Genomic DNA, 21,466 nt, shown 5'->3' on the forward strand with positions numbered 1-21,466 from the left:
CATCATATTGACTCCCTAGCACTCACCCGAGCTGTGGTTCTCAGGAGGAACATCTTCTCACGATTCCGTTCCCACTCAGCCTAATGCCTGAGTTTCGTTACATTGTCAGTTCCGCTGCTTTATTCAGGAACTTAGGGTCATCTGGTGATACAGATGGTTCACTCTTATCGTGGTGAACAACGCTTCATACGACTTCAGGTCGCACGGACATTTATTACTTAGAGCATTAACTTCAAAGTTAGACTAGCACGGGAATAGATACAATCCTGAAATGAATCTTTATTCAAACAATGACGCCTTTCTCTTTGTTAAATCATTCAACAAAGAGAAAGGCGCTTGATTACTAGACAGGTTTTCTTTAACAAGATTAAAGCTCTATTTTTATCTTTCTCTTTTGAGCAACATCAAGAGTTAATTGTCCATTGGTTTGAGGTGGTAACGAGTCCTTGCTCGCTATAATATCAATCTCAAATATACAGCTATCAAAACCTTGAGTTAGTTGAGCTTGAGTCTGACCAAATATTTCATTCAGGGTTTTATTATAAGAACCTGAATTAAGTAGATGCTCACCATTGTTAATATCTGGTACGACCATTCTTACGTTGGTCTCTACACCATTTGAGCAACTTAGTTTTTCACCTGAGTATGAGTATGTGTAACCTGCCTCTGGCGAAAATGACACATCAACAACTTCATTTGTCAAACTCACGATAGGGTCAAAAGGAAGAGGAAGTTCATTGGCCGTTAACTGAGAAATTTCAACGCCACCCCGAACAAAGCTAACTTTATACTCAGTTGCTGAAGCGGAAGTCGTTGCAGCGTAATACTCACCGCCATAACTACCACTTCCCTCCACCACCTCATCTTTTGATAAGATCAGAGGTTGAGATATATTGTTTACTGTGATCACTAATTCATCGCCATCGGCTAAAGTCACATATAAATCATCGTTACCAAGAACATACCCTGTGACCTCTGCCTCAGATGAACTCGTTGCTGATAAGTTGAAGAACGCTTGTAGATCAGAAGCTGCGTAATCACTACTGTAACGAGTGACACTATCCTCTGAGTTTGCAGAAGAAGAGCTGCTACCATCTCCGCCGCCACAGCCCGCCAGAAGTGCTAAAGCGGAAGCTAAATATAATTTCATAAAATCTTCCATAATTACTGAGATAGAGAATAGAGATTGCGTCCATCACATTGGATAGACTTCACAGTCTGGTATTCATTGAAAACAAGGCTTTCGTTCCTAAAATAAATCACATCACATCTAACATCAGTCATATACTTTAAACTCTCTAGCCGTTCGTAATTACCTCTAATAGTCCTAGTCTCTAACTTTACTCCACCTTCGGTCACATAATAATAATAGGTTCCCGATGAGCGCATACTCTTCTCGCCTATAAATTCCAGTGTTGTATTAACCTTTACTAGCTCCCCTTCTGTTCCAGATATAGTAAAAAAATACCATACCAACGCTACCATAAGAGTCGTAGCTAAACCTCTAATGCTTATGACTTTGCTCATATGTAAAGACCCCAACACCTATAGCATCTACAGTATCATTAATAGATCTTGAACCTTGTATAAAGTTGCCTGTACCTTTAACTGATAACAAAGCGCCAATTCCATCTGAAACCATATTAGCGCTTGGTACATTCAACTGTGTAAGACCTTTTTCAACAATATGCGGTTGCTGATTGAACCTAGCATCAATATTTGCCGCAGCCCAAAGCGCAGGCCCACATCCCACTTTGTAACCTGCTACACAGTCAATACCGCCCGCTACAATAGTAGCGGCATCAATAGCAAGACCCACTCCTTCTTTTTTAAAAAACTCCACTGTTTGCTCTGTCGCTACAGCGTCAGCGTCTTGCATTATGCTTTTAGCTTCGCTCATTTTAGCTATGCCATTCATACCGCTTAAGTCGTTGTATAAGTAAATAGTAATCACACTCACAGCAGAACGCATCACTGCATCTCGGCTATTGGCCCCACTGGCTGCGGCCGCAATGCCTGAAACTGCAACCATACCTGCCATCTGGCCTATTGAGTTGTCAATATTCTCATGAACCACTGAGCCTCCAAGCTTACCAATAACACCACTGATAAAGCCTTGCTTGAAGCTGCCACCTCGAAGCTCATGGAAGCCGCCTTGAGCCACACCATGAGCAAGCGGTAACGCCCCTTTTAAACTTCCTGTATCGGCATTGAATATGCTCCCCTCACCATGGGCAATCCCCTTGTAAATCAGAAGCTGTATAATCACTGCTGTCACGAGCTACATTTGAGTCAGTGTTTGAAGTGGTGGAGTGGAACCATCACTATCCCCACCACCACAGCCTGCTAGTAAGAGCGAGACTATGGTTAAGCCATGTTTGGTTCTCTTGATCATATTTTTACCTAAAAATCACCCACCCAACAGACTTCGACTTTCTCCAAGCTAAAGAGATAGCCATAATAGGAAAGGGAAGCACCAACACTATATACACTGTTAATGTAATTAATGACTGAGTTATATTTCCCAAATCTCCTCCAGTGATGTAACAAAAACACAAAACTGTAAAAATCAGAGTAAAAAACACACTTATTTTTCTCGAAGTGAGTACATGTTGGTAGTAACCAAAAATTACGATATATGTCACTACTACACTAAGAAAACTTGTGGTAACACCAACAGAAAAAATTAATAGTGCTAAATTCAAGATTACAAAGAGTGAAAAAAGCACAAACGATACTTTATAAATCTTAATCATCTTCAATCCCAATCAATACTTTCCCTTTGGAAACTCTGCATATTACAAACTATCGAGCAATACTGGTAATTATTTTCAAAGCGCGAAGTAAATGTGCCTAAATAAATCATAGCTTCGATTTGCTTTGGTAATTCAACATCCTTCAACTCCATTAACTCCCCTCCAACCTCATGAAATTGCTCTATTAAATCCGTGACTTCATTGCCACCTTTGCCAGCAAGAGTGCCTGATACCGCGCAGGCATTCACTGAAAGAATTGCAACCATATGAAGTATCAGGGCTTAACCCTGCAGCTTTCAAAGCAGCATTTTCCCGATGTTGCCAAATACCATCATCGCGTTTTACCATTTGTGACCTCGATGAGTATTTTTCTACTTGAATGTCATTGTATAAGTAAATAGTAATCACACTTACAGCAGATCGCATCACCGCATCTCGGCTATTCGCTCCACTGGCTGCGGCCGCAATGCCTGAAACTGCAACCATACCTGCCATCTGGCCTATTGGGTCGTCGATATTCTTATGAACCACTGAGCCACCAAGCTTACCAATAACACCGCTGATAAAGCCTTGCTTGAAGCTGCCACCTCGAAGCTCATGGAAACCGCCTTGAGCCACACCATGAGCAAGAGGTAGCGCCCCTTTTAAACTTCCTGTATCTGCATTGAATACGCTCCCTTCACCATGGGCAATCCCCTTGTAAATCAGAAGCTGCATAATCACTACTGTAGCGAGTTACATTTGAGTCTGGGTTTGAGGTGGCAGAGCTACCACCATCTCCACCACCACAGCCAGCAAGTAGCAACGAGATTAATACATAATAATTATTCATATTAATTGTTCTTTCAATTACCCATGAATTTATCGAGAATATTTCCCCTAAAAAAACAAGAAATATAAAACAAAAGCACCCAAAGCAATATTAATTCCCATTGATAACCGACATAAAGCAATGAGAATATTGAAATTGTTACAATTAGATTTCTTTGAAGCACTTTATCCAGACACATGCTAACAATGAATAGAGCGTGAAATAGCAAAGAAGATATTAAATATAAATAGTATCTTCCAACATTATCATCAAAGCTTCCAGAATTCATATGCTCTTCATACAGACGTTTTAACTCAACATCTTCTTGATTGGTAATTACTCCATCAGATGTATGTTTTTCATAAATGGTTCTATATTCATTTTCTGAATAAGATGAATCTATAGCGTAATTTTCAACCCAGTTATAGAAAGTAACAGAGATAATAAAAAGCAATACACATGCAAAAATAGGCTTAATACGAGTCATTACCTAATACCCCTCCATTATATGAATCACATGAAAATAGACATATCCGGAAATCAGTAATTGAGTATTGAATAACTCCCAATGGCTCATAGGAGTATGAACCAATAGGGTACGCGTCACTAATAGAGAGAACCTCCGTTTGATAGTCCCAAGGCCCTTCCCTTGATATATCGTATGTGACCGTTCTTTCAACCACCTGAAACTCTTCAAAAAGATCTGACTTCTCAACCAATAGCTGAGCTTTCAACCCATACGTCAAAACTCTTTTAAATTTATAGGCATTATCAAACGCATCTCCAAACCCATCTATGTCCTTCCACTCAGCTGAGATAGGTCGTCTTTGATAAACTCCCTTACCATTAACTATTCTTCTTTTTTTGCTCTTTCCTTCTGAATCATAACATCATTATATAAATAAATCGTAATCACACTAACAGTAGAACGCATCACTGCATCTCGACTATTGGCCCCACTGGCTGCCGCAGCAATACCCGACACTATCACCATGCCGCCTGCTTCCTGAAGCGTCAGCGTTTTATCACCGTCATGAACAATGCCACCGCCAAGCTTACCAATGACACCACTGATAAAGCCTTGCTTGAAGCTGCCACCTCGAAGCGTATGGAAGCCACCTTGAGCCACACCATGAGCAAGCGGTAATGCCCCTTTTAAACTTCCTGTATCGGCATTGAATACGCTCCCTTCACCATGGGCAATCCCATAGGTCACACCCGCAGATAGCCCTCCTAACACGCCAGCTTGCATCGCTTCACCAAAGTCGCCTGTCATGATGTAACTTGTGGTAAATGAGGTACTCGCCCCTGAGGCCATCACTGCGCCTACAGTTTCGGTTCCAAAAATACCAGCCGCTCCAAACCCCATGAAAGCGGTACCCACAATAGCACCTATTTGCTGTATTGCAGGGTCTGCAAACGTTTGTGAAGTGATCAGCATGGCTAGCCCGACGACAATCTGCCAAAAGTGGCCAGTCGGGTCGTTGTACTTCATTGGGTTATTCAATACATAAGAATAACGATTATAACTTTGACTTAAACTTGGGTCTGGGACAAATGTATCCGCACTCAAGAATCGACCAATGGCTGGGTCGTAAAGTCGAGCGTTCATTTTTTGTATTTGAGTAAGCTAGAGTGATTAAGGGGGCCTTTTGTGCACTTGTTCTGTGTGAGAACTGATAAGTACCACAAAATGGCTCCCTTTACATCTTGAGCAAAATCTATCTATCTGATCTAAAAGGTTATTATCTGAAGATTCGTCTATCTAAAAGATCTACACCCAATTAATATCCGTATATCCTAATCGCTTGAGCGGATGTAGAATAATCAGTTTCTCCGCAGTTTTCGCCGTCCGGAAACCTCAATATGACAGAAACTCTTGTAGCTAATGCTTGCTGCGCAATTGACTGAAATGATGATGTGCTCTGTTGTGAATGCAAGCCTAATGACTTCCAGGCTTCCAAACCATTTCCCTTAATTAGCACCAGCACATCTTCTTTTTGTGATTGTATCGCTTTAATTTCTACAGGCCCACAATCAACAGCGTAACTTTGAGAGGCCATGAGTGATGCTAATATCATCAGTAATATTTTTTTCATAATATCTCCATAGGTCATAATATTTATAGCCCTGCAAATCACCGGAAAATTGGAACAATCTTAACGTTGAGTAAATTTGTCCGAGTGAATTCGCATTGTTATGTGCAAATTAGTTTAGTAGATATAAGTTTATAGCAGACAAAGTTGCGTCAAAACCATACACTACGGCAGGAACACTAAGTTGCCCCATATTTCCATCTTGATCAAAAGCCGTTAACGTCACATTGTAATTCCCCCTATTTTCATAAAGATGGCTTATATATCAATTTCCTTTAGTAATTTCAGTGCCATCACCTAAATTCCAATCACACTTCAGATTCCCATTATATGGAACAAATGAATTCCTTAAGTCTATAAAAACCGAGTTTCCGAGATATATCGAATATGTGTTTTTTACTCAATAATTGTCCACAAATTGCAACATAACCAAACGGAGGCCATACGGCCTCCTTTAACTCAATCTGAAACAATTACTGATGGTAAAGCATACTCCCCTTTTTGTATTATTTTTTCACCATAAGTAAACCCAACTCTAGAGCGGAATACTGCTATTGGGGAAATTGTACTTTTTGCTAGTTTTGAAAAAGCTCGACTTGCTTTATCTGATAGAGATGAAATTTGAGGGTTTCCAGTAACACTTGTTGCGGGCATTTGATTACCTAATTCAGATAGCTCTGTACTATCTTCTGGAAAAGTAGTTACTCTGCCTGAATTGAAGGTATCTGATGAAGGGCTTGTATTACCAGCCACTTTAGAACCACTTGTGGCATACTTATATTCTAATGATAGTGGAATCGATACGTTACTATCAGCCTCAAAGATCATAGTAGGATCTTTGTCCAAGCCTTGGAATGCTGATTCAATAGCTTCTACAGTGTCAGACATTGTATGACAAAGGACTGCTGGATCAGTTTCAACAAAAACTCCAATGGCAAAACCAGCAGCACATCCTGCCACATCAGATACAATGTCGGCAGCTAACCAGCCGGCAAAGTCTTTTGTGTCTCTAGAGGCTATTTCTACTAAATAGCTTCCTGAAGCTGGTGTAGATTTTAATGATAATTCAGGTTTATGTATTTTACTAGCTGATATTCCTTTAAGAGCATGACCCATTTTCCATAAATCTAATTTTGCTTCTAGTGCAGTAGTAAACTTCTTAGCATAGATATTGAATTCTTGTTTATGTTTCCAGCTAGTACTACTTACGGAGTGTAGCTGAAAAGGTAATTTCCCTATGTGTTTTCTTACTAACCTTGGTGATAAGTCAAAGCCAACGTTTGAATATTTGCTAGCTTTCACTTTTGGCATTTTGACAACAGAGCTTTTTAAAGCATCCCGAAATGATATTGAAACCCACATAGTTGGCATGTTGCAATCTATTTCATCATCCGATTTACAATAGCCATTAGCAGATTTTTTCCACGGGTCATTTTTCAGTGCCGGTTTGGGAGCGTTAATTGTGACTTCAAGGTCAAACTCATCACTTACAGACTGAAATTCTTCACTATTAATGTCTAAACCAAGGCGAAATAGAAAAGAAAAACTTCCATCTGCTGCAATATGGTCATTCATTGTATAGTAATTTGGCCAACCATCAAGCGTAGCAATACTGTTGTCTTTAAATTTTAATACATTTGAATCTACATCTTGATAGCTTGGTAGCTCAGTTAAAAGTATTTCAAGTGGGACAGTATGGAGACGTTCTTCAATAAGTACCGCGTCCCTAAAGCGAGCGCCAGCGTCTCCACTTATTTGACAGTTACTAATATTTACGTCAAAAATTTTACAGCGCCACCAGTTGAGCATATGCCCTAACTCTTCAAAATAAAATTTATAGAAATCATCACTATTAAGGTCAACCAAATCTCGATTAATCACAATAAAAGAAAACTTATCGTTATATATAAACCCGGCAGGACGATGACCTATAATAGATGAATCCACCCAGTATGGAATACGTTGGTCATAATAGGCAGGATTCGCGATGACATTATAAAGTTCTTCATTTACATCAGACATTTTCCATAAGCCAGAATTACTATTACTCAACTTAAATATTTCTTTATAAGCTTTTCCAAATGCATGTGTGAAAATTGAAGACAATCTGTTCTCAAATTTAGCACCGCCACTTGCATATTCAATATCTATTAGTGAACTTGGATCATAACTAAGAGGGTCACTTATAAAATCCGTATAATTAAAGTCATCGGGAGTAAATTTGTTTTGTGCAGTTATTTCCTGTTCACTAGAACCAGACCAAAAATCATACTCAATGCGATCTAATTTACTCTGTAGGTCAATTAAACTTTTATAGTTTAACTTTTTGATATTTTCTTCTGCTTGATTATCTCTCCATAAACCGGCCTGACGAATACTTTCTATGGCCTCATCACCTAAGTCATTGATAGCATCGGATACAATATCTTCTAAAGTCTCACTAATTTCAGTATCATTATTCAAATCAGTCAACACATCTGTTAAGAATTTTAATGTTGCATTATCTAAACTGCTGTCCTCAGTACTGACTTCAATTATTCCCTCTAGCTCTTGACCAAGAGGACCAGCTGCTCCCAATAGCATTTTTCTAAGGTTAGTTTTTGAAGGATTATCAGAATAGTCAACAATATTTTTAATTTCAGGTCCAATCAATGGTAAGTCTTCTAATGATTTGGTTAGGATATTTTCAGGTTTAGTATCATTCATATAATCTTCTACAGCTTTCAGATAATCAGAATGTGCTTGGATAGATCCCTTATCATATTCATTTTTCAATTCATTTAGTTCATTTAATTTGGTACTTTCTTCCTTTAACAATACAGAAAAATGAGTATTATCATTCTGAGCCCAATTTTTATGGAGTTCATAAAATTTACTATTACGACCTGATTCAACTTTCTCTATTACTGACTTTAGAGCACTATCCTTTTGTTTTACCAATAATTCATATTGTTTTTTTAAATCCTGATATTCATCATTATAAACTCCACACATAATGAGACCAACTATATTCCACCAGAAATCTCCACATGCAACCTCTTTTTGTTTAAACTTAGAATTCATTTTCTGTTGAGCTTCTGAAATTCGATAAGAATAATTATTATTTACTTTGAGTGTTTCATAACTTTCCATTTGAGTAAACAGCTTGTTCATGTGAGAAAGTTTTGAGTCAATGATAGATTGAAGAGTTAGTTTAGAATATGATTGTTCAGGTTTGATAAACATCTCACACCAATGTCCTTCTGTATCATATCCCGTTACTCCATAGTGCTTTTTATGCTCGACACCACAACTAAGAGGTTTAGCCCATTGAACTATATCTGGAGTGTCATTAATATTCTCCCCCTCTTGAATCCATGTCAAGCCTAAATAAATATATGATTTACTTTCACCATTATATATTTTATATTTAACTTCGTTAGGTAACTGAACTGTAACAGGCCAAGTTGAGTTAACATCGAATGAAACCCTTCTTCCCTGTGTGGCAGTCTTAGGCAATGTGATATTCCCAGTCCATGCCCCATTTCTTGTTTTAATTACCACCTCATTAAATTGTTTTAAATATTCTGATATTCCTTCTGGATTTTCTTCTAAATTCCTGAGCGTGCCTTTTGAATTGATTATGATTTTTTTTGAATAATCTGGCTTCAAAATACAATTTCTACCATCAGTTGAATAACACTGTAAATCACCATTAAGATTTTTTGAGTACCACGTACTCCTACCGTTAGTGGAGTTGTAGAACCATTTAAATTCATTGTTTCTGGCAATATGGCAAGGGTACTTGAACCTCTCATAGCCTGTATCACCTGTAAGATTTTCATGATTATGTACTGAAGTTCTTTCAATAAATCCGTTGCTACTTCCACACTCTATAATTTGAAGAGCATCGAAATTTAAGTCTGATATCGAAATATCAATCGTATTTTCTTTATCATAACTTAGTAAGCCGATTCTATTTGATTTTGGCATAACACTATAAAGAAATCCTTGATTATCAAATGTGGAAATAACTCTTTTTACATCTAAAGATTCAAAGTTAGATTTCAGAAAGGATATTGAAGCCAGCCCTGTTTTATCGCAAGAGTAATAATTACAAGCGATAATTCTTATTTTATTAAACCAATCAAATAAGGAATTTATTTCAAATGAGCTTGACTTAACAGTTAAAATTGTAATCCAATTACCATTAGCATTTTGACCTTGAACTTGATATTGACTAGCGTGTTCAATATCGTCCCATGAAACAATACTCCTTCCATCTTCTTTTGTTTTCTCTATATTTATAGGCGCTTGAAATTGCTTACCATTTACATAAGGAACAATTAAATTTATACCACCATTTGAAATTGGTATCCATGTTGTCTCTGCATATACTTCTTTAACAAATGAAAAAATCATCATGCAAAAAATCGGCAAGAATTTTTTTTTAATCATCAATGCTAACCCTTTTAAATTCAACTGGATAATTTATTACTCTTATAAAAAAGAAACAATATTTTGCTTCATATGATACAAAATCAACACATATAAAAATCATATGTTTTGTAATCTTTATCGACGAAAAATTTAAGCTTTTATGATATCGTTCCTTTTTAATTGATTAATTAGCATTAAATTTTTATATGAATTTAGTTTTGACTTACCGCAAGGGCCCAAATGTACTTTGTTAGGCTTATGTAAAAAAATAGTTGCCCAGTAGTTTTTAACCCAAACGGCTTTATTTATCTTCACCAGTACAGACAAGCTGCCCCCTGACTTTCTGAATAGTTTCTGCAGAAAGCGACAACAGGCCATATTTAACGCCGCATCCCCGGCGTAAATTCTCTGCTCGTCTTCTTTGAAAATAACGTCCAACGCCCAGTGCTGCTGATTCTCTATGTGCCAGTGCTTTCTTGTTGCCTTTGAGGCTAACTCTAAAGATAAATGGTCTGTGCAAATATAGTACGAAGTTTCATAACTTCTTTTCCCTTTGATACTCCCATCTCTTACAACTGCAATAATGCTTTTTGCGAGACACCACTTCTCTCTGAGTGCTTCGCTGAAGACTGCAGGAAGCACGTAAACCTCTCGAACCTCTTTTCTATTATGCCCTTTATCTTCCGTGATGTAGGATTCCTGTTTATCTTCAGGCAAAGCCCAATAGTCTTGGAATTGCACATCAATTTCTGCTAATAAACTTGGTTGATTCAGTTTAGCTTGTACTAGGATATCTCCACCTTTATCAACCACTTTATTCAGTGTTTCAACCTGACAATGCAGGGCGTTCAGCAGTTAATAAACATCCTTTGATATCTGAAGCGTTTAGCATGTTTCTTATTGCTAGTAGCTCCATACCTTTGCCGTCACAAGGTTGGTGTGTAAGAGCCAAACCTTCGTCGACATCAAATGCCGAAACCATATAGAGGGGGTGCTGTTGTTTGCTTGCTTTCGCCCCTTTTAGAACCTTCCCATCAACACTGATTATAGGCTGAGCATTCTTTTCTCTGTGCAAATTGACCCAGCCCACCATAGCTTCCAATAGCGTCTCTGGCACGACGGAGCGCATGATCGCAGCTATATTATGTCGAGTGGGAAGACTATTTTTGTAGGGAAAATACTCACGTAACCACTCGATATCTCCTTCGCCGAAATCCTTAATATCAGCCCACTTATTTTGACCACAAATCATCGCTGTTATGACCAAGAAAACCACTTCCATAACAGGATATACTTGGTTGATGTGCGAACGGGTATATTTCACTTTTTTAGCTGTTCAATGATAATCATTTGCGACATTCTCATTTTTGTTAACTAAATGATTAGATCATGATTTTTAAAAAAGCTCTCTGCAAAATAATTAATTTTCAATAATTAAAATTAGAATCCGCTCTTTCTTTAGAAGATTAACTTCTCATTAGCTGCAAAATTAAAGTTATATTAATATACCTAAAGAATTTGTTAATATTCTTAACCTTATCTACTCAGTCGATAAAATTTAGAATCATCATACCCACCTACCTTTACATTTTTATTAAGTTTTTTGTACACGTTCACCAGGATAGTTTGATTTATTAAAAAGGACGGGTACGCCTTAAAGATTAAAGACGTTTGGGTACGGTTTCTTCTCAACGACTGACGTGATGATCTCACTCAACACTGACATTGCTGATAGACCCCGCTTTTTTCAGGTTTCGATAAGTGTATGGATACGGCTACGGAATTTATCGCCTGCATCCGAGGTCGTTCCGAAGCTGATTTTCCTTTGAATGACAAAGCCTCTAATACATCGCTCAGCTTCATTATTGGTTAAGGGGAGAGGTCACATGATACAGCGCTCCCGGGAACTCTATCCGTAAAGGTCTACTCATTGCTTTCCCTACAAAAAATGGCCTAACTAAAAGCTAGAGCATTTCCTTAAAATAGCAAAAGGCAAGACCTGACCCTATTTGTGTGTGGTCAGGCAGGATTAGGAACTGTGAGCCTGTTGGTGAGGTTCATTTAAATCCAGAAAGAGAAGCAGCTTAATAAATAAGCGAATGATGACAGCTATCTTGAAAAACGCCGCAAGCGGCGCATTAAAAAGCCCGCATGATGCGGGCTTCAACTTAGGTATCTAGGCTTATTTCATCCCAGTCATCAGTACAGTGAGATGCGTCAAACGATCTTTGAATATATAGAGGTTGATTATAATCGGACAAGAAGGCACAGTGCTCGTGGGTATCTGAGCCCAGTTAACTTTGAAAATCAAAATGTCGCTTAATGAAGTGTCCAGTCTAGCTGGTGCAGATCACTAGTCAAATAACTAGCTCATTGAACAGTAGCTCACACTATTTGACCTAATGCTTTGCCCTGTCTACTGCCAATTCAATGTGGCGCTCCACAAAATTTAACACCCAATCCACATCTCGCTTTGAACGGTGATGACGACATTGGTATAACACCTCCACAACGCTATTTGCTACCACGTCTAGAAACAGGTCTTCTCGCCAATACTGGTGTGGAAGCATGTACGTTCGGCCTTTAAGTAGAAGGTAGATCTCTGCTTTAGATCGTTTGATATCTTCAACCGTCATTTCATCAAAGTAATAACTTTGGATTACATCGAAGCAAAGACTTGTGCAATGTATAGCTAATGGTGAATAACGCATCAGTTACCCCCTGCATTTAAGAAAGCGGCAAATGCACTGCCATCTCGACGTGTTAAGTTGGGCACGTAACGGGAATACACACGAAATAGCATCGTAGTCGTGGTGTGACCCATCTGATTCGCGATCCATTCTGGAGATTCACCTGCTGCCAAGAGTAACGTTGCGAAGGTATGGCGGGTTTGATACGGATTACGTCGTTTTAACCCTGCTCTTTCAATAGCCGGATACCAAACGGAACGAGCAACTACAGCGTAATTGAGGTGACGATTTTGTGCGTTAGTAAACACATATTTCAGTTTTTTATCGGCGCAAACACAATGCTTTTCAAGAGCTTCCACCACCCTATCTGTAAGCTGAATCACGCGATATGAACCATCGGTTTTGAGCCCTTTCAATCGGCCACGCACAATACTTTGACTAACCGTAATGGTTTTGTTCTCTAGATCTACGGCTTCCCACATCAACCCATCAACTTCACCGGTTCTCATACCAGTAAAAAAGCGAGTAACGTAATAAGCGTGGTACTCCTCATCAACATATTTGAGGAATCGCTCCACTTCCTCTAATGAGAATGGGTCAACTTCCGTGCGACCTACTTTTAAGGCTTTGATATTCTTCCAGGCTGGGGTAAAGTCATAACGATCAGCGGCTTCATTAAGAATCATCCTAAGCGGTGTCATTATGTGATTTATCCGTGATGGACTTAAGAACTGCGCATTTCGTCCCGGTACTTTGGCGAGGAAGGAGCGAAATTGCATGATTTGAGCCTTATTGATGGCGCTGATCCTTTTACTGCCGAACGTCGGTAGTAGGTATTTATTCAAGACGCCTTCAACATCTACTAGGTGACCGTGACTCCATTCGACTTTCATCTCGGCTAACCATATTTCAGCGAATTCCTGAAACTTTGGTGACTCTGGCGCTTCAAAGTAACTTTTTGCCGTTTCCTCTCTTCGTTTTACCTCAGCGAAACGCTTTGCCATTGAGCTTTTTGGAAAGTAAGCGGAATAGTCAAAGGTATCGAGTACAATTTCCGCCTCTATTCTTTTGAGTAAGCGATCCAATCGGTTTCGATTGGCCTTATTGTCAGGCAGTTGCGTTTGTTCTCGGCAACGCTGACCACGATAACGAAACTGAAGAACAAGCTTGCCATTTCGAACGTTCAATACCCCCATATTGTCCCCCTTACAAACCAGTGATTAATGATTGCATCGAAACACCGCTAAGCATTTCCTCTTCTACTCTTTCCCAAATAAAGAGTATTTTTCTACCACCGAACGGACGGATGTAATGTACTCCTTCAAACAGTACACTGTCCTTCAGCTGCTCTCTAATCACTCTTTCGTCATACTTGATTCGCTTTGAGAGCTCTGACGTTGTCAAATAGGTATTATCCATCGTACAATCTCCTACTGAACTAATTATCTTTCAAAAGAGCTTAATGCTCTCCTGCAGAACAAAATGTATCATAAGAATTCTCTTTTGCAAGCATTTTTAATCTGCAGGAGGTCATTTTTAACAGGAGAAGACCATGCTGAAGTGCCACTTGTCAAAAATCATGGGCGAGAGAAAGCTAAAAATTTCAGATGTATCACGCGATACGGGCATCAATAGAGGCACTATTACGCGTTTGTATAATGAAACTGCAACCCGTGTAGAATTAGAAGTGATTGACACACTGTGTGGCTACTTTGATATCTCTGTCGCAGAGCTATTCGAACGGGTGTCTCAAAACAATAATCAGAAAAAGTAATGACGAGCTGACGACTAATAGGCTAAAGCACATTTAACGACACTTAGTACCCCCTAGCAATGGTGGACACCAAATTGGCCACCATTTGGCCACCGACATAGTAGACAACGTCTTGAGCTTGAATTTCAGACACAAAAAACCACGATATTAAGCGTGTCATTTCAGAAGGTTGGGATTTTCAAAACTAGAGAAGAAATTGGAGCGTGCAGCGGGAATCGAACCCGCATCATCAGCTTGGAAGGCTGAGGTAATAGCCATTATACGATGCACGCATCATCGTGGGACGAGAGTTAATATGCCACATCTGAGAGAAAAGAAAAGCACTAATTATGACTTAAGTGTTTGTTTGCACATTTTTTATTCTTAACGAGCAATTCTTAAACGCTTCTGTTCCCTACGTTGTTTTAAACTGTGATATGCCGCACAAACCATTGCCCAATCATTGTTAGTCGCTATTGGTTAATAACGTTATCCGTTTTGCGAGGTAACGACATCTATGCATACTTTTGTGTTAATTGCAGTCACCTATAAAAAATGTACGTTTGAGCTATGTAGAAAGCGCAATCGCTTGCACCTGTATCACGATCACATTACAAAGCTGCATAGAATTGACAGTATTTCGAATATTCACTCTCGATAATTCTATTAAGCTCTGTTACCTTTACGCCATTAAATCAGGTGCTTGTAATTGATTAGACAGAACTATGCCTTCTCCACAAACCATTAAGAAAATCGTAGAAATTGGCGACACTCTGCAAAGAAGTGGCTGTGCGCCATACAAGGTAGAAAAGTACGCTCAGTACTATGCCCAAAAGCACGGTCTTGATGTTATGGTCCAAGCTACGCCGACAGCCATCAATTATCAGTTTCCAGACAAGAACAACACCGTAGTAATGAAGCGTTTAAAGCCCGCTTCGATTAACCTAAGCTTACTCGCCAATACCATCATTCGTATCAATCAGCCCAGCAATGAACCTCTTCCTGAACCAGTTGGCTACCCCAAGTGGGTGGTGGCTCTTGCCAATATGGGTATTCCACCAGCTTATCTAATGTTGGTAGGAAGCACACTAGAAGCTATCGGTTTTTCCGTTTTATTGGGTTTTATGGTTTGGGTTTGCCAACTTATCTATAAGGGTCGCAACTCGATTGCCGTTGAATTTGTCTCAGCGTTATTGACTGGCGTATTGGTAGCATTTATTGCCAGCACAGGTGCGGCCATTCCCATTTGGGCGCTGTGTATTGCATCAGTGGTTCTTTTTGTTCCCGGCCTATCCATTGCAAACTCCCTTGAATGCTTAGCCTTTAATGATTTAGTTTCCGGTACCGCATTGCTTGGGCAAAGTGCACTTACCCTTATTAAGCTCTTTATTGGCGTGATAATGGGGTTGAATATTGGTGAAGCCTTATGGGGCCAAACAGAATCCTTGTCCTACACCAACGAAGTTCCGCTTTGGTTGCACTGCTTCGGATTACTGCTTATTTCCACCTCCATTGGTGTGATCTTTAACGCGAGACCCAAAGATATCTTGTTAGGACTCCCTGTAGCGGTATTGGGGATGTGGGGGCCATTTTATCTTGGATTCGATAGTGGCTGGATCGTAGGAACATGGGTGACGACGGTTTTGATCACCTTATACGGTACGTGGGTAGCAAAACGGCTTGACTTAACCGGGTCTATTTATATTGTGCAAGGTATTATTATTCTCGTTCCCGGTAGTCGTGTTCTTGTTAGCGCAAGCCAATCTGTATTTGAACAATCGATTCTTCCGATACCAAACATCGGTTTATCCGCACTATTTATGTTCTCTGCTATTGTCGCTGGGCAAATAACGGCATATTCTATCTACTCACCAAAAATTGAACGATAAAACACTTAATAAGCGGTCTATTTTATAGAACTCCAACATACTTCATAATAATGAATTTGTTTGCAGAATCTTTACAAAACTATTAATTTATTAATCTAAATAATGTTTTATATCAACAAGTTATAACCCACCAATACTATTGATTAAGATCATAAAAATAAGAGCACTTGTTTGAAATGTCATGTAATTGACACTTAAAAACGAGCTTAACTTCAAATATTCAGCAAGTTTCCTAGTAACTATCTTTGACTTGGATAAGAACTGTCTTATATTCATGACTGGCTAGAAAAAAAGTTCCATTGTTTACACAAGGCATTCGTTGAATTCTTGGAATTCCCCCGACGCGTTGTACGCAATAGCAATTTACTTTTCCACGCTATACCTGCCGGATTGGCAAACAAGAAATAAAAGATTGTAAAATTTAGGATAGAGATATGTCTAACACAGTTACTGGTACAGTTAAGTGGTTCAACGAAACTAAAGGCTTTGGCTTCATCCAACAAGAAAACGGTCCTGACGTGTTCGCACACTTCAGCAACATCAAAGCAGACGGTTTCCGTACGCTTGCTGAAGGTCAAAAGGTCGCATTCAAAGTGACACAAGGCCAAAAAGGTCCTCAAGCTGAAGAGATTACTTTGGTTTAACTGCCAGTAAGCAATACCTTCGATGAATAGCCAGCCTAGCTGGCTATTTTTATATCACTTAAAGCTCAGTCCACTTATTGTTTATACCCTTTTGCGCCCAGAAGCGTACTATAGACACCATTATCCTAACAATTAGACACTCCCATGGCACTAAAACCAACCATTTATAAGTTTCGCGTAGCATTGACGGATATGAATCGAGATTATTACGATTCTCTTAACTTGACCGTCGCTCTACACCCTTCCGAAAACCATCAACGTATGATGGCAAGGCTTATGGCTTATTGTCTCAATGCCTCTCCTGATCTCCAGTTCACAAAGGGGCTATCGACCATTGAAGAACCTGATATTTGGGAAAAATCTCTAGACGATCAAACCTTACTTTGGATTGATATCGGTGAGCCTGACGTGGAGCGCGTCAAAAAATCGACACGTTTGGCTAAAAAGACCAAAGTCTACAGCTTCAACACCAAGAGCGATGTTTGGTGGAAACAAAACCAAGGTAAGTTTGGTTACCTTGATGCCTGCATCTATCGTTTTGACAATGACTCGATTGAAGCCCTGTCAGCGCTCGTTACTCGCACTATGGATCTTTCGGTCATGATTACAGGCACTTCATTGTTTGTGGACACAGAGACTGGCTCAGCAGAAGTGACGGTTGAGGAGCTGCAAGACAAATGATCGAATTGAGGGAAGCGCTCAACCGTATTGGAGTTAATCAAATTCACCTGGTCGGCACTCACTCTGAAGCGCTGGATAACTTATGCGAACGCGAAAACTTACTGTACGCAACAGCTCAAGAAAATAAGCCAGAATCGAGTCCCACTCACCTACTTCTAGGCCTTTTCACTAAGTTAAACGTTGAAGCTCTATCCTCAATTGAATCGCATGCAGTACAGCTATCTGAAATGAAGTCGGTATTCGACCAACAGCTTGAAGAGAAACATGCCAAAGCATTTCGCCTGCCAGTGTTGGAAGAATTGCAACTCGTTACACACATATGGCTGTACATTCAGGGCTACTTGGGCATGGATTATAGTTTAGCCAACGATCACGCCACACAAACCAGTGACGCAATAAGTGGCTTGCTCGATCAAAATGCTGACGTGCTACGCACTGATTTTAATCAAAGTTATTACCTTGGTTTTAGAGAGTTTGAAGCAAACAAACCACCGTCTCTCGGATGGAAACGGTGGTTTGAGAAATGGCTTAACTAATTAGGTGTCATTACAGGTTGGCGTGAGGACCAAACACCTCATAATGAATCCTGTCGCGCTCAACGCCAATCGACTCTAGTTGCTTCACCACATGATCCATGAAGACTACCGGGCCACAAGTATAGAAGTGGCCAAAATTCGTCGGCAGAGCATCTTTCATTTGTGCTAGGTCCATAAGACCTACATTCGATTTGTTACTATCTTCTGCATTGAGTGGTTTGCGGTACCACACTTTATGATTCCAACCCTTCGCTGATACAATGGTGTCAACCTCATCGATAAATGAATGTTGTTGCTCGTTTTCACAGGCGTGCAAATAGGTCACCGGGTCGGTCTTGCCATCTTTTGCTAACTGTTGAAGCATCGCTTGCATTGGCGTACAACCTACACCAGCAGAAATCAGTACCACTGGCTTATTCATTTCTTTGTAGAAGAAGTCTCCCGCTGGAGGCAAAATTTCGATCACCGCACCAATTTCCACTTCATCGTGTAGATAGTGAGAGACCAAGCCCTGTTGCTCACTGGTATTTCCTTCCTTTTTCACAGAAATGCGGTAGTTTTCACCATTTGGAGCTTGAGAAAGTGAATATTGGCGAATCTCTACATTCTCACCTTTTGAAGGCTTTACTTGTACACCTAGGTACTGTCCTACCTGGTAATCAAGAACTTTACCCCCGTCTTCAGGTGTCAGAACAAAGCTCATCACCAATTCAGATTCCGGCTTTTTATCGGTAACGACAAATCGACGAGTACCACGCCAACCGCCCGTTGCCTTTTCACGCAACTGATAAAGCTCTTCTTCACGGTCTATAAAAATTTGCGCTAAGAACAAGTATGCCTCAGTCCAAGCGTCTTCCACCTCTTTAGTAAAAGCATCTGGCGCAAGTTCTCGTAGGGTCTCGATAAGATGGTGTCCTACGATTTGATAATGTTCAGCTTTGATATTAAAACTGGTGTGTTTGTGGGCAATACGCTCGACGGCAGTAGTAAGCGCTGCCAAATTTTCTATATTCTTAACATACGCAGCAACGGCTTCGAATAGAGCAACACTTTGACGACCTGTCTTTTGGTGCGTCATATTGAAGATGTCCTTAAGCTCAGGATTATGAGAGAACATTCTTTGATAAAAATGCTGGGTTAATGCAGGGCCTGCGGACTCAAGTAACGGGATAGTGCTCTTGATGATTTCGATATGGTTGTTATTTAGCATATACGCTCCCTAGAAGGCTTAGACTTTTACAGTACGAAATTCGACTGTCTCATATTGTTTTTTATAGTTTTCGTTGCATCCCTTGAGATAGCTCTCTTAGATGTCATGCGAGTTGAGTATCACACTTATTTGTTTTTCAACTGTTCCCTACTTTGCACAGAGCATGCCAATTCCAAAAACCTTAAAAACCCTAACTTATTCGGCAGTTAGCTGTTGTTTAGCAGTCAAAATGACCGCTTTAATTTGTGTCAAAATGACTCTATAATGACAAGTATACCCATTGGCATAAGTTATTTACCCTCATGCAAGATATTTCTCCTTCCAGCTTAATGGAGCTGACGATTGGCCTCGCCAGCAGCAATAATGATCAAGAACGCTTCGATTCATTGATTAACACCATCAGAAAAACCATTCGGTGTGATTGTGTCGCCCTGTTGTCACTGCAAGGGGATACACTTGTCCCTCTTGCGATGCAGGGGCTAGGCCGTGATACGTTAGGTAGACGGTTTGTCATCAGCGAGCATCCAAGGTTTGCGCAAATTTGTGCCTCAACGTCTCCCGTTATTTTTGATGCCGATTCCGAGCTTCCCGACCCATTTGATGGCTTACTTATCGATCACCATGGCGATCTTCCAATGCACTCGTGTATGGGTCTACCGCTAATTTTTGGCGATAAAATGCTAGGTGCACTCACTCTAGATAGTCTTGGTACAAATGCTTTTGATGACATTCCAACACGCAGCCTCGAAGTCTTATCCGCTATTGCAGCGTCGACATTAAAAATGGCGCTAACGTTCTCACAACTGGAATATCAAGCCAAACAGTCCAAACAACTGCTTGAAGAGCTCAACGTCGAAGCATGGGAACGTGATAGCAGCGATATGATTGGCGACAGCGAGCTAATGCGCGTGCTCAAATCTGATATCGAAATTGTCGCCCCATCAGATTTTAATATTTTGATTCATGGTGAGACTGGTGTCGGTAAAGAGTTGGTGGCACGTAATCTTCACTATCAGTCAACTCGCCGACAAAACCCCTTGGTATACGTGAACTGTGCAGCGATCCCTGAAAACCTTATCGAAAGTGAACTCTTCGGTCACGTCAAAGGCGCATTCACTGGTGCCGATAAAAATCGCATGGGCAAATTTGCATTAGCGGATGGTGGGACATTATTTCTGGATGAAATTGGGGAGCTTCCTTTAGCGGCGCAGAGCAAGCTGTTACGAGCACTTCAGAATAACGAAATTCAACCCGTGGGTAAGGATGAGATTCAGAAAATCAATGTTCGAGTTCTTGCCGCAACCAACCGTGAACTTAAAGAAGAGGTTGAACAAGGTAAATTTCGAGCAGACCTTTATCATCGACTCAGCGTTTACCCTATTTCCGTCCCCCCATTGCGCAAAAGAAATGGGGATATCGAGTTATTGGCGGGGTTCTTCTTAGAGCAAGTTCGTCGTAAGTTAGGTATCAATCAAATCAAATTAAGCCCCAATGTCGTTTCTCACCTAAACCGCTACTCATGGCCGGGTAATGTACGAGAGCTGGAGCATGTTATAAACCGGGCAGCACTCAAAGCGAGAGCGAGATTGTTTGATAAGAAAGTGGTCACCGTGAGTATTGAGGACTGTGGCCATTTCGATGATGACAGTCAAATTACCCCAACAAAGCAAAGCAAGGCCAGTTACCCTATCGTTGATCATTCGAAGGGTATTCGCGAGTCCACCGAGGAATATCAAAGACATTTAATTTCGGATGCCCTCATTGAATGCGACTATAACTGGGCCAAGGCAAGTCGGATCCTAAAAACGGACCGTGCCAACCTGATTCGACTATCGAAACGGCTGGGTATTAGTGTGTCCAAAAGCCACTCCCTATCTCGCAGTTAATGTTAGCCGTATCAGAACGGTAAATAAAATGTTAATATTCGACGGTATGTTTCGCATACCGTTATTATAATTTTCTAAAAACAACAAGACTGCTC

At 40.1% G+C, this 21,466-nt stretch carries 18 protein-coding genes, 1 tRNA gene and 3 pseudogenes; 7 read left to right on the forward strand and 15 right to left on the reverse strand.

The genetic code is table 11. The features are described from left to right. Window positions 1-367: 367 nt before the first annotated feature. The 10 genes and pseudogenes from VTH8203_RS07865 to VTH8203_RS07915 all read right to left on the reverse strand — a co-directional run. Entirely contained in the window at window positions 368-1,150 is a 783-nt protein-coding gene (locus VTH8203_RS07865; protein WP_096993171.1) for a hypothetical protein, read from the reverse strand. A gap of 354 nt (window positions 1,151-1,504) precedes the next feature. Beyond that, window positions 1,505-2,278 carry a hypothetical protein gene (locus VTH8203_RS07875; RefSeq protein WP_096993173.1) on the reverse strand — a complete coding sequence of 258 codons (774 nt, stop codon included), beginning with the start codon at window positions 2,276-2,278 and terminating at the stop codon, window positions 1,505-1,507. A gap of 676 nt (window positions 2,279-2,954) precedes the next feature. Next, entirely contained in the window at window positions 2,955-3,473 is a 519-nt protein-coding gene (locus VTH8203_RS07885) for a hypothetical protein (RefSeq protein WP_096993175.1), read from the reverse strand. Further along, entirely contained in the window at window positions 3,436-3,588 is a 153-nt protein-coding gene (locus tag VTH8203_RS24455; protein ID WP_158296087.1) for a hypothetical protein, read from the reverse strand. Before VTH8203_RS24455 ends, VTH8203_RS07885 begins: the two co-directional genes overlap by 38 nt. 13 nt (window positions 3,589-3,601) lie before the next feature. Beyond that, window positions 3,602-4,054, reverse strand: coding sequence for a hypothetical protein (locus VTH8203_RS07890; RefSeq protein ID WP_096993176.1), 453 nt, complete (start codon window positions 4,052-4,054; stop codon window positions 3,602-3,604). 363 nt (window positions 4,055-4,417) lie between these two features. Next, window positions 4,418-5,179, reverse strand: coding sequence for an RHS repeat-associated core domain-containing protein (locus VTH8203_RS07895; RefSeq protein WP_096993177.1), 762 nt, complete (start codon window positions 5,177-5,179; stop codon window positions 4,418-4,420). 172 nt (window positions 5,180-5,351) lie between these two features. Further along, window positions 5,352-5,666: a hypothetical protein gene (locus VTH8203_RS07900; RefSeq protein WP_096993178.1), complete on the reverse strand. Its 315-nt coding sequence runs from the start codon at window positions 5,664-5,666 to the stop codon at window positions 5,352-5,354. A gap of 456 nt (window positions 5,667-6,122) precedes the next feature. Further along, entirely contained in the window at window positions 6,123-10,100 is a 3,978-nt protein-coding gene (locus tag VTH8203_RS07905; protein ID WP_096993179.1) for a hypothetical protein, read from the reverse strand. A gap of 261 nt (window positions 10,101-10,361) precedes the next feature. Further along, window positions 10,362-11,432, reverse strand: a pseudogene (locus VTH8203_RS07910) (ISAs1 family transposase); the annotation flags it as partial. 304 nt (window positions 11,433-11,736) lie between these two features. Continuing rightward, a pseudogene (locus VTH8203_RS07915) lies at window positions 11,737-11,961 on the reverse strand (IS66 family transposase); the annotation flags it as partial. 333 nt (window positions 11,962-12,294) lie between these two features. Between VTH8203_RS07915 and VTH8203_RS07920 the strand changes: the two are divergent. Further along, a pseudogene (locus VTH8203_RS07920) lies at window positions 12,295-12,405 on the forward strand (IS3 family transposase); the annotation flags it as partial. Window positions 12,406-12,481: 76 nt separating this feature from the next. Here the strand turns inward: VTH8203_RS07920 and VTH8203_RS07925 are convergent. From VTH8203_RS07925 to VTH8203_RS07935, 3 genes are read right to left on the reverse strand one after another with little or no spacing between them, the layout of a single operon-like run. Further along, window positions 12,482-12,793 carry a hypothetical protein gene (locus tag VTH8203_RS07925; protein ID WP_096993180.1) on the reverse strand — a complete coding sequence of 104 codons (312 nt, stop codon included), beginning with the start codon at window positions 12,791-12,793 and terminating at the stop codon, window positions 12,482-12,484. Continuing rightward, window positions 12,793-13,968 carry a site-specific integrase gene (locus tag VTH8203_RS07930; RefSeq protein ID WP_096993181.1) on the reverse strand — a complete coding sequence of 392 codons (1,176 nt, stop codon included), beginning with the start codon at window positions 13,966-13,968 and terminating at the stop codon, window positions 12,793-12,795. Before VTH8203_RS07930 ends, VTH8203_RS07925 begins: the two co-directional genes overlap by 1 nt. A 10-nt stretch (window positions 13,969-13,978) precedes the next feature. Further along, window positions 13,979-14,191, reverse strand: coding sequence for a hypothetical protein (locus VTH8203_RS07935; protein WP_096993182.1), 213 nt, complete (start codon window positions 14,189-14,191; stop codon window positions 13,979-13,981). 133 nt (window positions 14,192-14,324) lie between these two features. Between VTH8203_RS07935 and VTH8203_RS07940 the strand changes: the two genes are divergently transcribed. Continuing rightward, window positions 14,325-14,546 carry a helix-turn-helix domain-containing protein gene (locus VTH8203_RS07940; protein WP_096993183.1) on the forward strand — a complete coding sequence of 74 codons (222 nt, stop codon included), beginning with the start codon at window positions 14,325-14,327 and terminating at the stop codon, window positions 14,544-14,546. A gap of 197 nt (window positions 14,547-14,743) precedes the next feature. Here the strand turns inward: VTH8203_RS07940 and VTH8203_RS07945 are convergent. Then, a tRNA-Gly gene (locus tag VTH8203_RS07945) sits at window positions 14,744-14,818 on the reverse strand. A 432-nt stretch (window positions 14,819-15,250) separates the two neighbouring features. Between VTH8203_RS07945 and VTH8203_RS07950 the strand changes: the two genes are divergently transcribed. From VTH8203_RS07950 to VTH8203_RS07965, 4 genes are all read left to right on the forward strand, one after another. Continuing rightward, window positions 15,251-16,414 carry a threonine/serine exporter family protein gene (locus VTH8203_RS07950; protein ID WP_096993184.1) on the forward strand — a complete coding sequence of 388 codons (1,164 nt, stop codon included), beginning with the start codon at window positions 15,251-15,253 and terminating at the stop codon, window positions 16,412-16,414. Window positions 16,415-16,848: 434 nt separating this feature from the next. Then, window positions 16,849-17,058: a cold-shock protein gene (locus VTH8203_RS07955; protein ID WP_006069560.1), complete on the forward strand. Its 210-nt coding sequence runs from the start codon at window positions 16,849-16,851 to the stop codon at window positions 17,056-17,058. Window positions 17,059-17,202: 144 nt separating this feature from the next. Next, a complete protein-coding gene (locus tag VTH8203_RS07960) occupies window positions 17,203-17,739 on the forward strand; it encodes a YaeQ family protein (RefSeq protein ID WP_096993185.1) in 537 nt (178 codons plus the stop codon). Beyond that, window positions 17,736-18,275 carry a hypothetical protein gene (locus tag VTH8203_RS07965; protein WP_096993186.1) on the forward strand — a complete coding sequence of 180 codons (540 nt, stop codon included), beginning with the start codon at window positions 17,736-17,738 and terminating at the stop codon, window positions 18,273-18,275. Before VTH8203_RS07960 ends, VTH8203_RS07965 begins: the two co-directional genes overlap by 4 nt. A 10-nt stretch (window positions 18,276-18,285) precedes the next feature. Here VTH8203_RS07965 and hmpA read toward each other — a convergent pair whose 3' ends face one another. Continuing rightward, window positions 18,286-19,485 carry an NO-inducible flavohemoprotein gene (hmpA, locus tag VTH8203_RS07970; RefSeq protein WP_096993187.1) on the reverse strand — a complete coding sequence of 400 codons (1,200 nt, stop codon included), beginning with the start codon at window positions 19,483-19,485 and terminating at the stop codon, window positions 18,286-18,288. A 302-nt stretch (window positions 19,486-19,787) separates the two neighbouring features. On the opposite strand from hmpA, the gene norR reads away from it, so the two are divergent. Beyond that, on the forward strand, window positions 19,788-21,371 hold the full coding sequence (norR, locus tag VTH8203_RS07975) for a nitric oxide reductase transcriptional regulator NorR (protein ID WP_096993188.1): 1,584 nt from the start codon (window positions 19,788-19,790) through the stop codon (window positions 21,369-21,371). The last annotated feature ends 95 nt before the right edge of the window (window positions 21,372-21,466 follow it).

Origin of the sequence: Vibrio thalassae, from assembly GCF_900089835.1 — a bacterium.
In the GTDB taxonomy this organism is placed as follows: Bacteria; Pseudomonadota; Gammaproteobacteria; order Enterobacterales; family Vibrionaceae; genus Vibrio; species Vibrio thalassae.

Excerpts from the sequence above, each read along its gene's own strand:
- VTH8203_RS07950 (WP_096993184.1), top strand. The coding sequence starts at position 15,251 with ATGCCTTCTCCACAAACCATTAAGAAAATCGTAGAAATTGGCGACACT.
- VTH8203_RS07890 (WP_096993176.1), bottom strand. The coding sequence starts at position 4,054 with ATGACTCGTATTAAGCCTATTTTTGCATGTGTATTGCTTTTTATTATC.
- VTH8203_RS07895 (WP_096993177.1), bottom strand. The coding sequence starts at position 5,179 with ATGAACGCTCGACTTTACGACCCAGCCATTGGTCGATTCTTGAGTGCG.
- norR (WP_096993188.1), top strand. The coding sequence starts at position 19,788 with ATGCAAGATATTTCTCCTTCCAGCTTAATGGAGCTGACGATTGGCCTC.
- VTH8203_RS07900 (WP_096993178.1), bottom strand. The coding sequence starts at position 5,666 with ATGAAAAAAATATTACTGATGATATTAGCATCACTCATGGCCTCTCAA.
- VTH8203_RS07885 (WP_096993175.1), bottom strand. The coding sequence starts at position 3,473 with ATGCAGCTTCTGATTTACAAGGGGATTGCCCATGGTGAAGGGAGCGTA.
- VTH8203_RS07865 (WP_096993171.1), bottom strand. The coding sequence starts at position 1,150 with ATGAAATTATATTTAGCTTCCGCTTTAGCACTTCTGGCGGGCTGTGGC.
- VTH8203_RS07925 (WP_096993180.1), bottom strand. The coding sequence starts at position 12,793 with ATGCGTTATTCACCATTAGCTATACATTGCACAAGTCTTTGCTTCGAT.
- VTH8203_RS07960 (WP_096993185.1), top strand. The coding sequence starts at position 17,203 with ATGGCACTAAAACCAACCATTTATAAGTTTCGCGTAGCATTGACGGAT.
- VTH8203_RS07930 (WP_096993181.1), bottom strand. The coding sequence starts at position 13,968 with ATGGGGGTATTGAACGTTCGAAATGGCAAGCTTGTTCTTCAGTTTCGT.
- VTH8203_RS07955 (WP_006069560.1), top strand. The coding sequence starts at position 16,849 with ATGTCTAACACAGTTACTGGTACAGTTAAGTGGTTCAACGAAACTAAA.
- VTH8203_RS07965 (WP_096993186.1), top strand. The coding sequence starts at position 17,736 with ATGATCGAATTGAGGGAAGCGCTCAACCGTATTGGAGTTAATCAAATT.
- hmpA (WP_096993187.1), bottom strand. The coding sequence starts at position 19,485 with ATGCTAAATAACAACCATATCGAAATCATCAAGAGCACTATCCCGTTA.
- VTH8203_RS07940 (WP_096993183.1), top strand. The coding sequence starts at position 14,325 with ATGCTGAAGTGCCACTTGTCAAAAATCATGGGCGAGAGAAAGCTAAAA.
- VTH8203_RS07905 (WP_096993179.1), bottom strand. The coding sequence starts at position 10,100 with ATGATTAAAAAAAAATTCTTGCCGATTTTTTGCATGATGATTTTTTCA.
- VTH8203_RS24455 (WP_158296087.1), bottom strand. The coding sequence starts at position 3,588 with ATGAATAATTATTATGTATTAATCTCGTTGCTACTTGCTGGCTGTGGT.
- VTH8203_RS07935 (WP_096993182.1), bottom strand. The coding sequence starts at position 14,191 with ATGGATAATACCTATTTGACAACGTCAGAGCTCTCAAAGCGAATCAAG.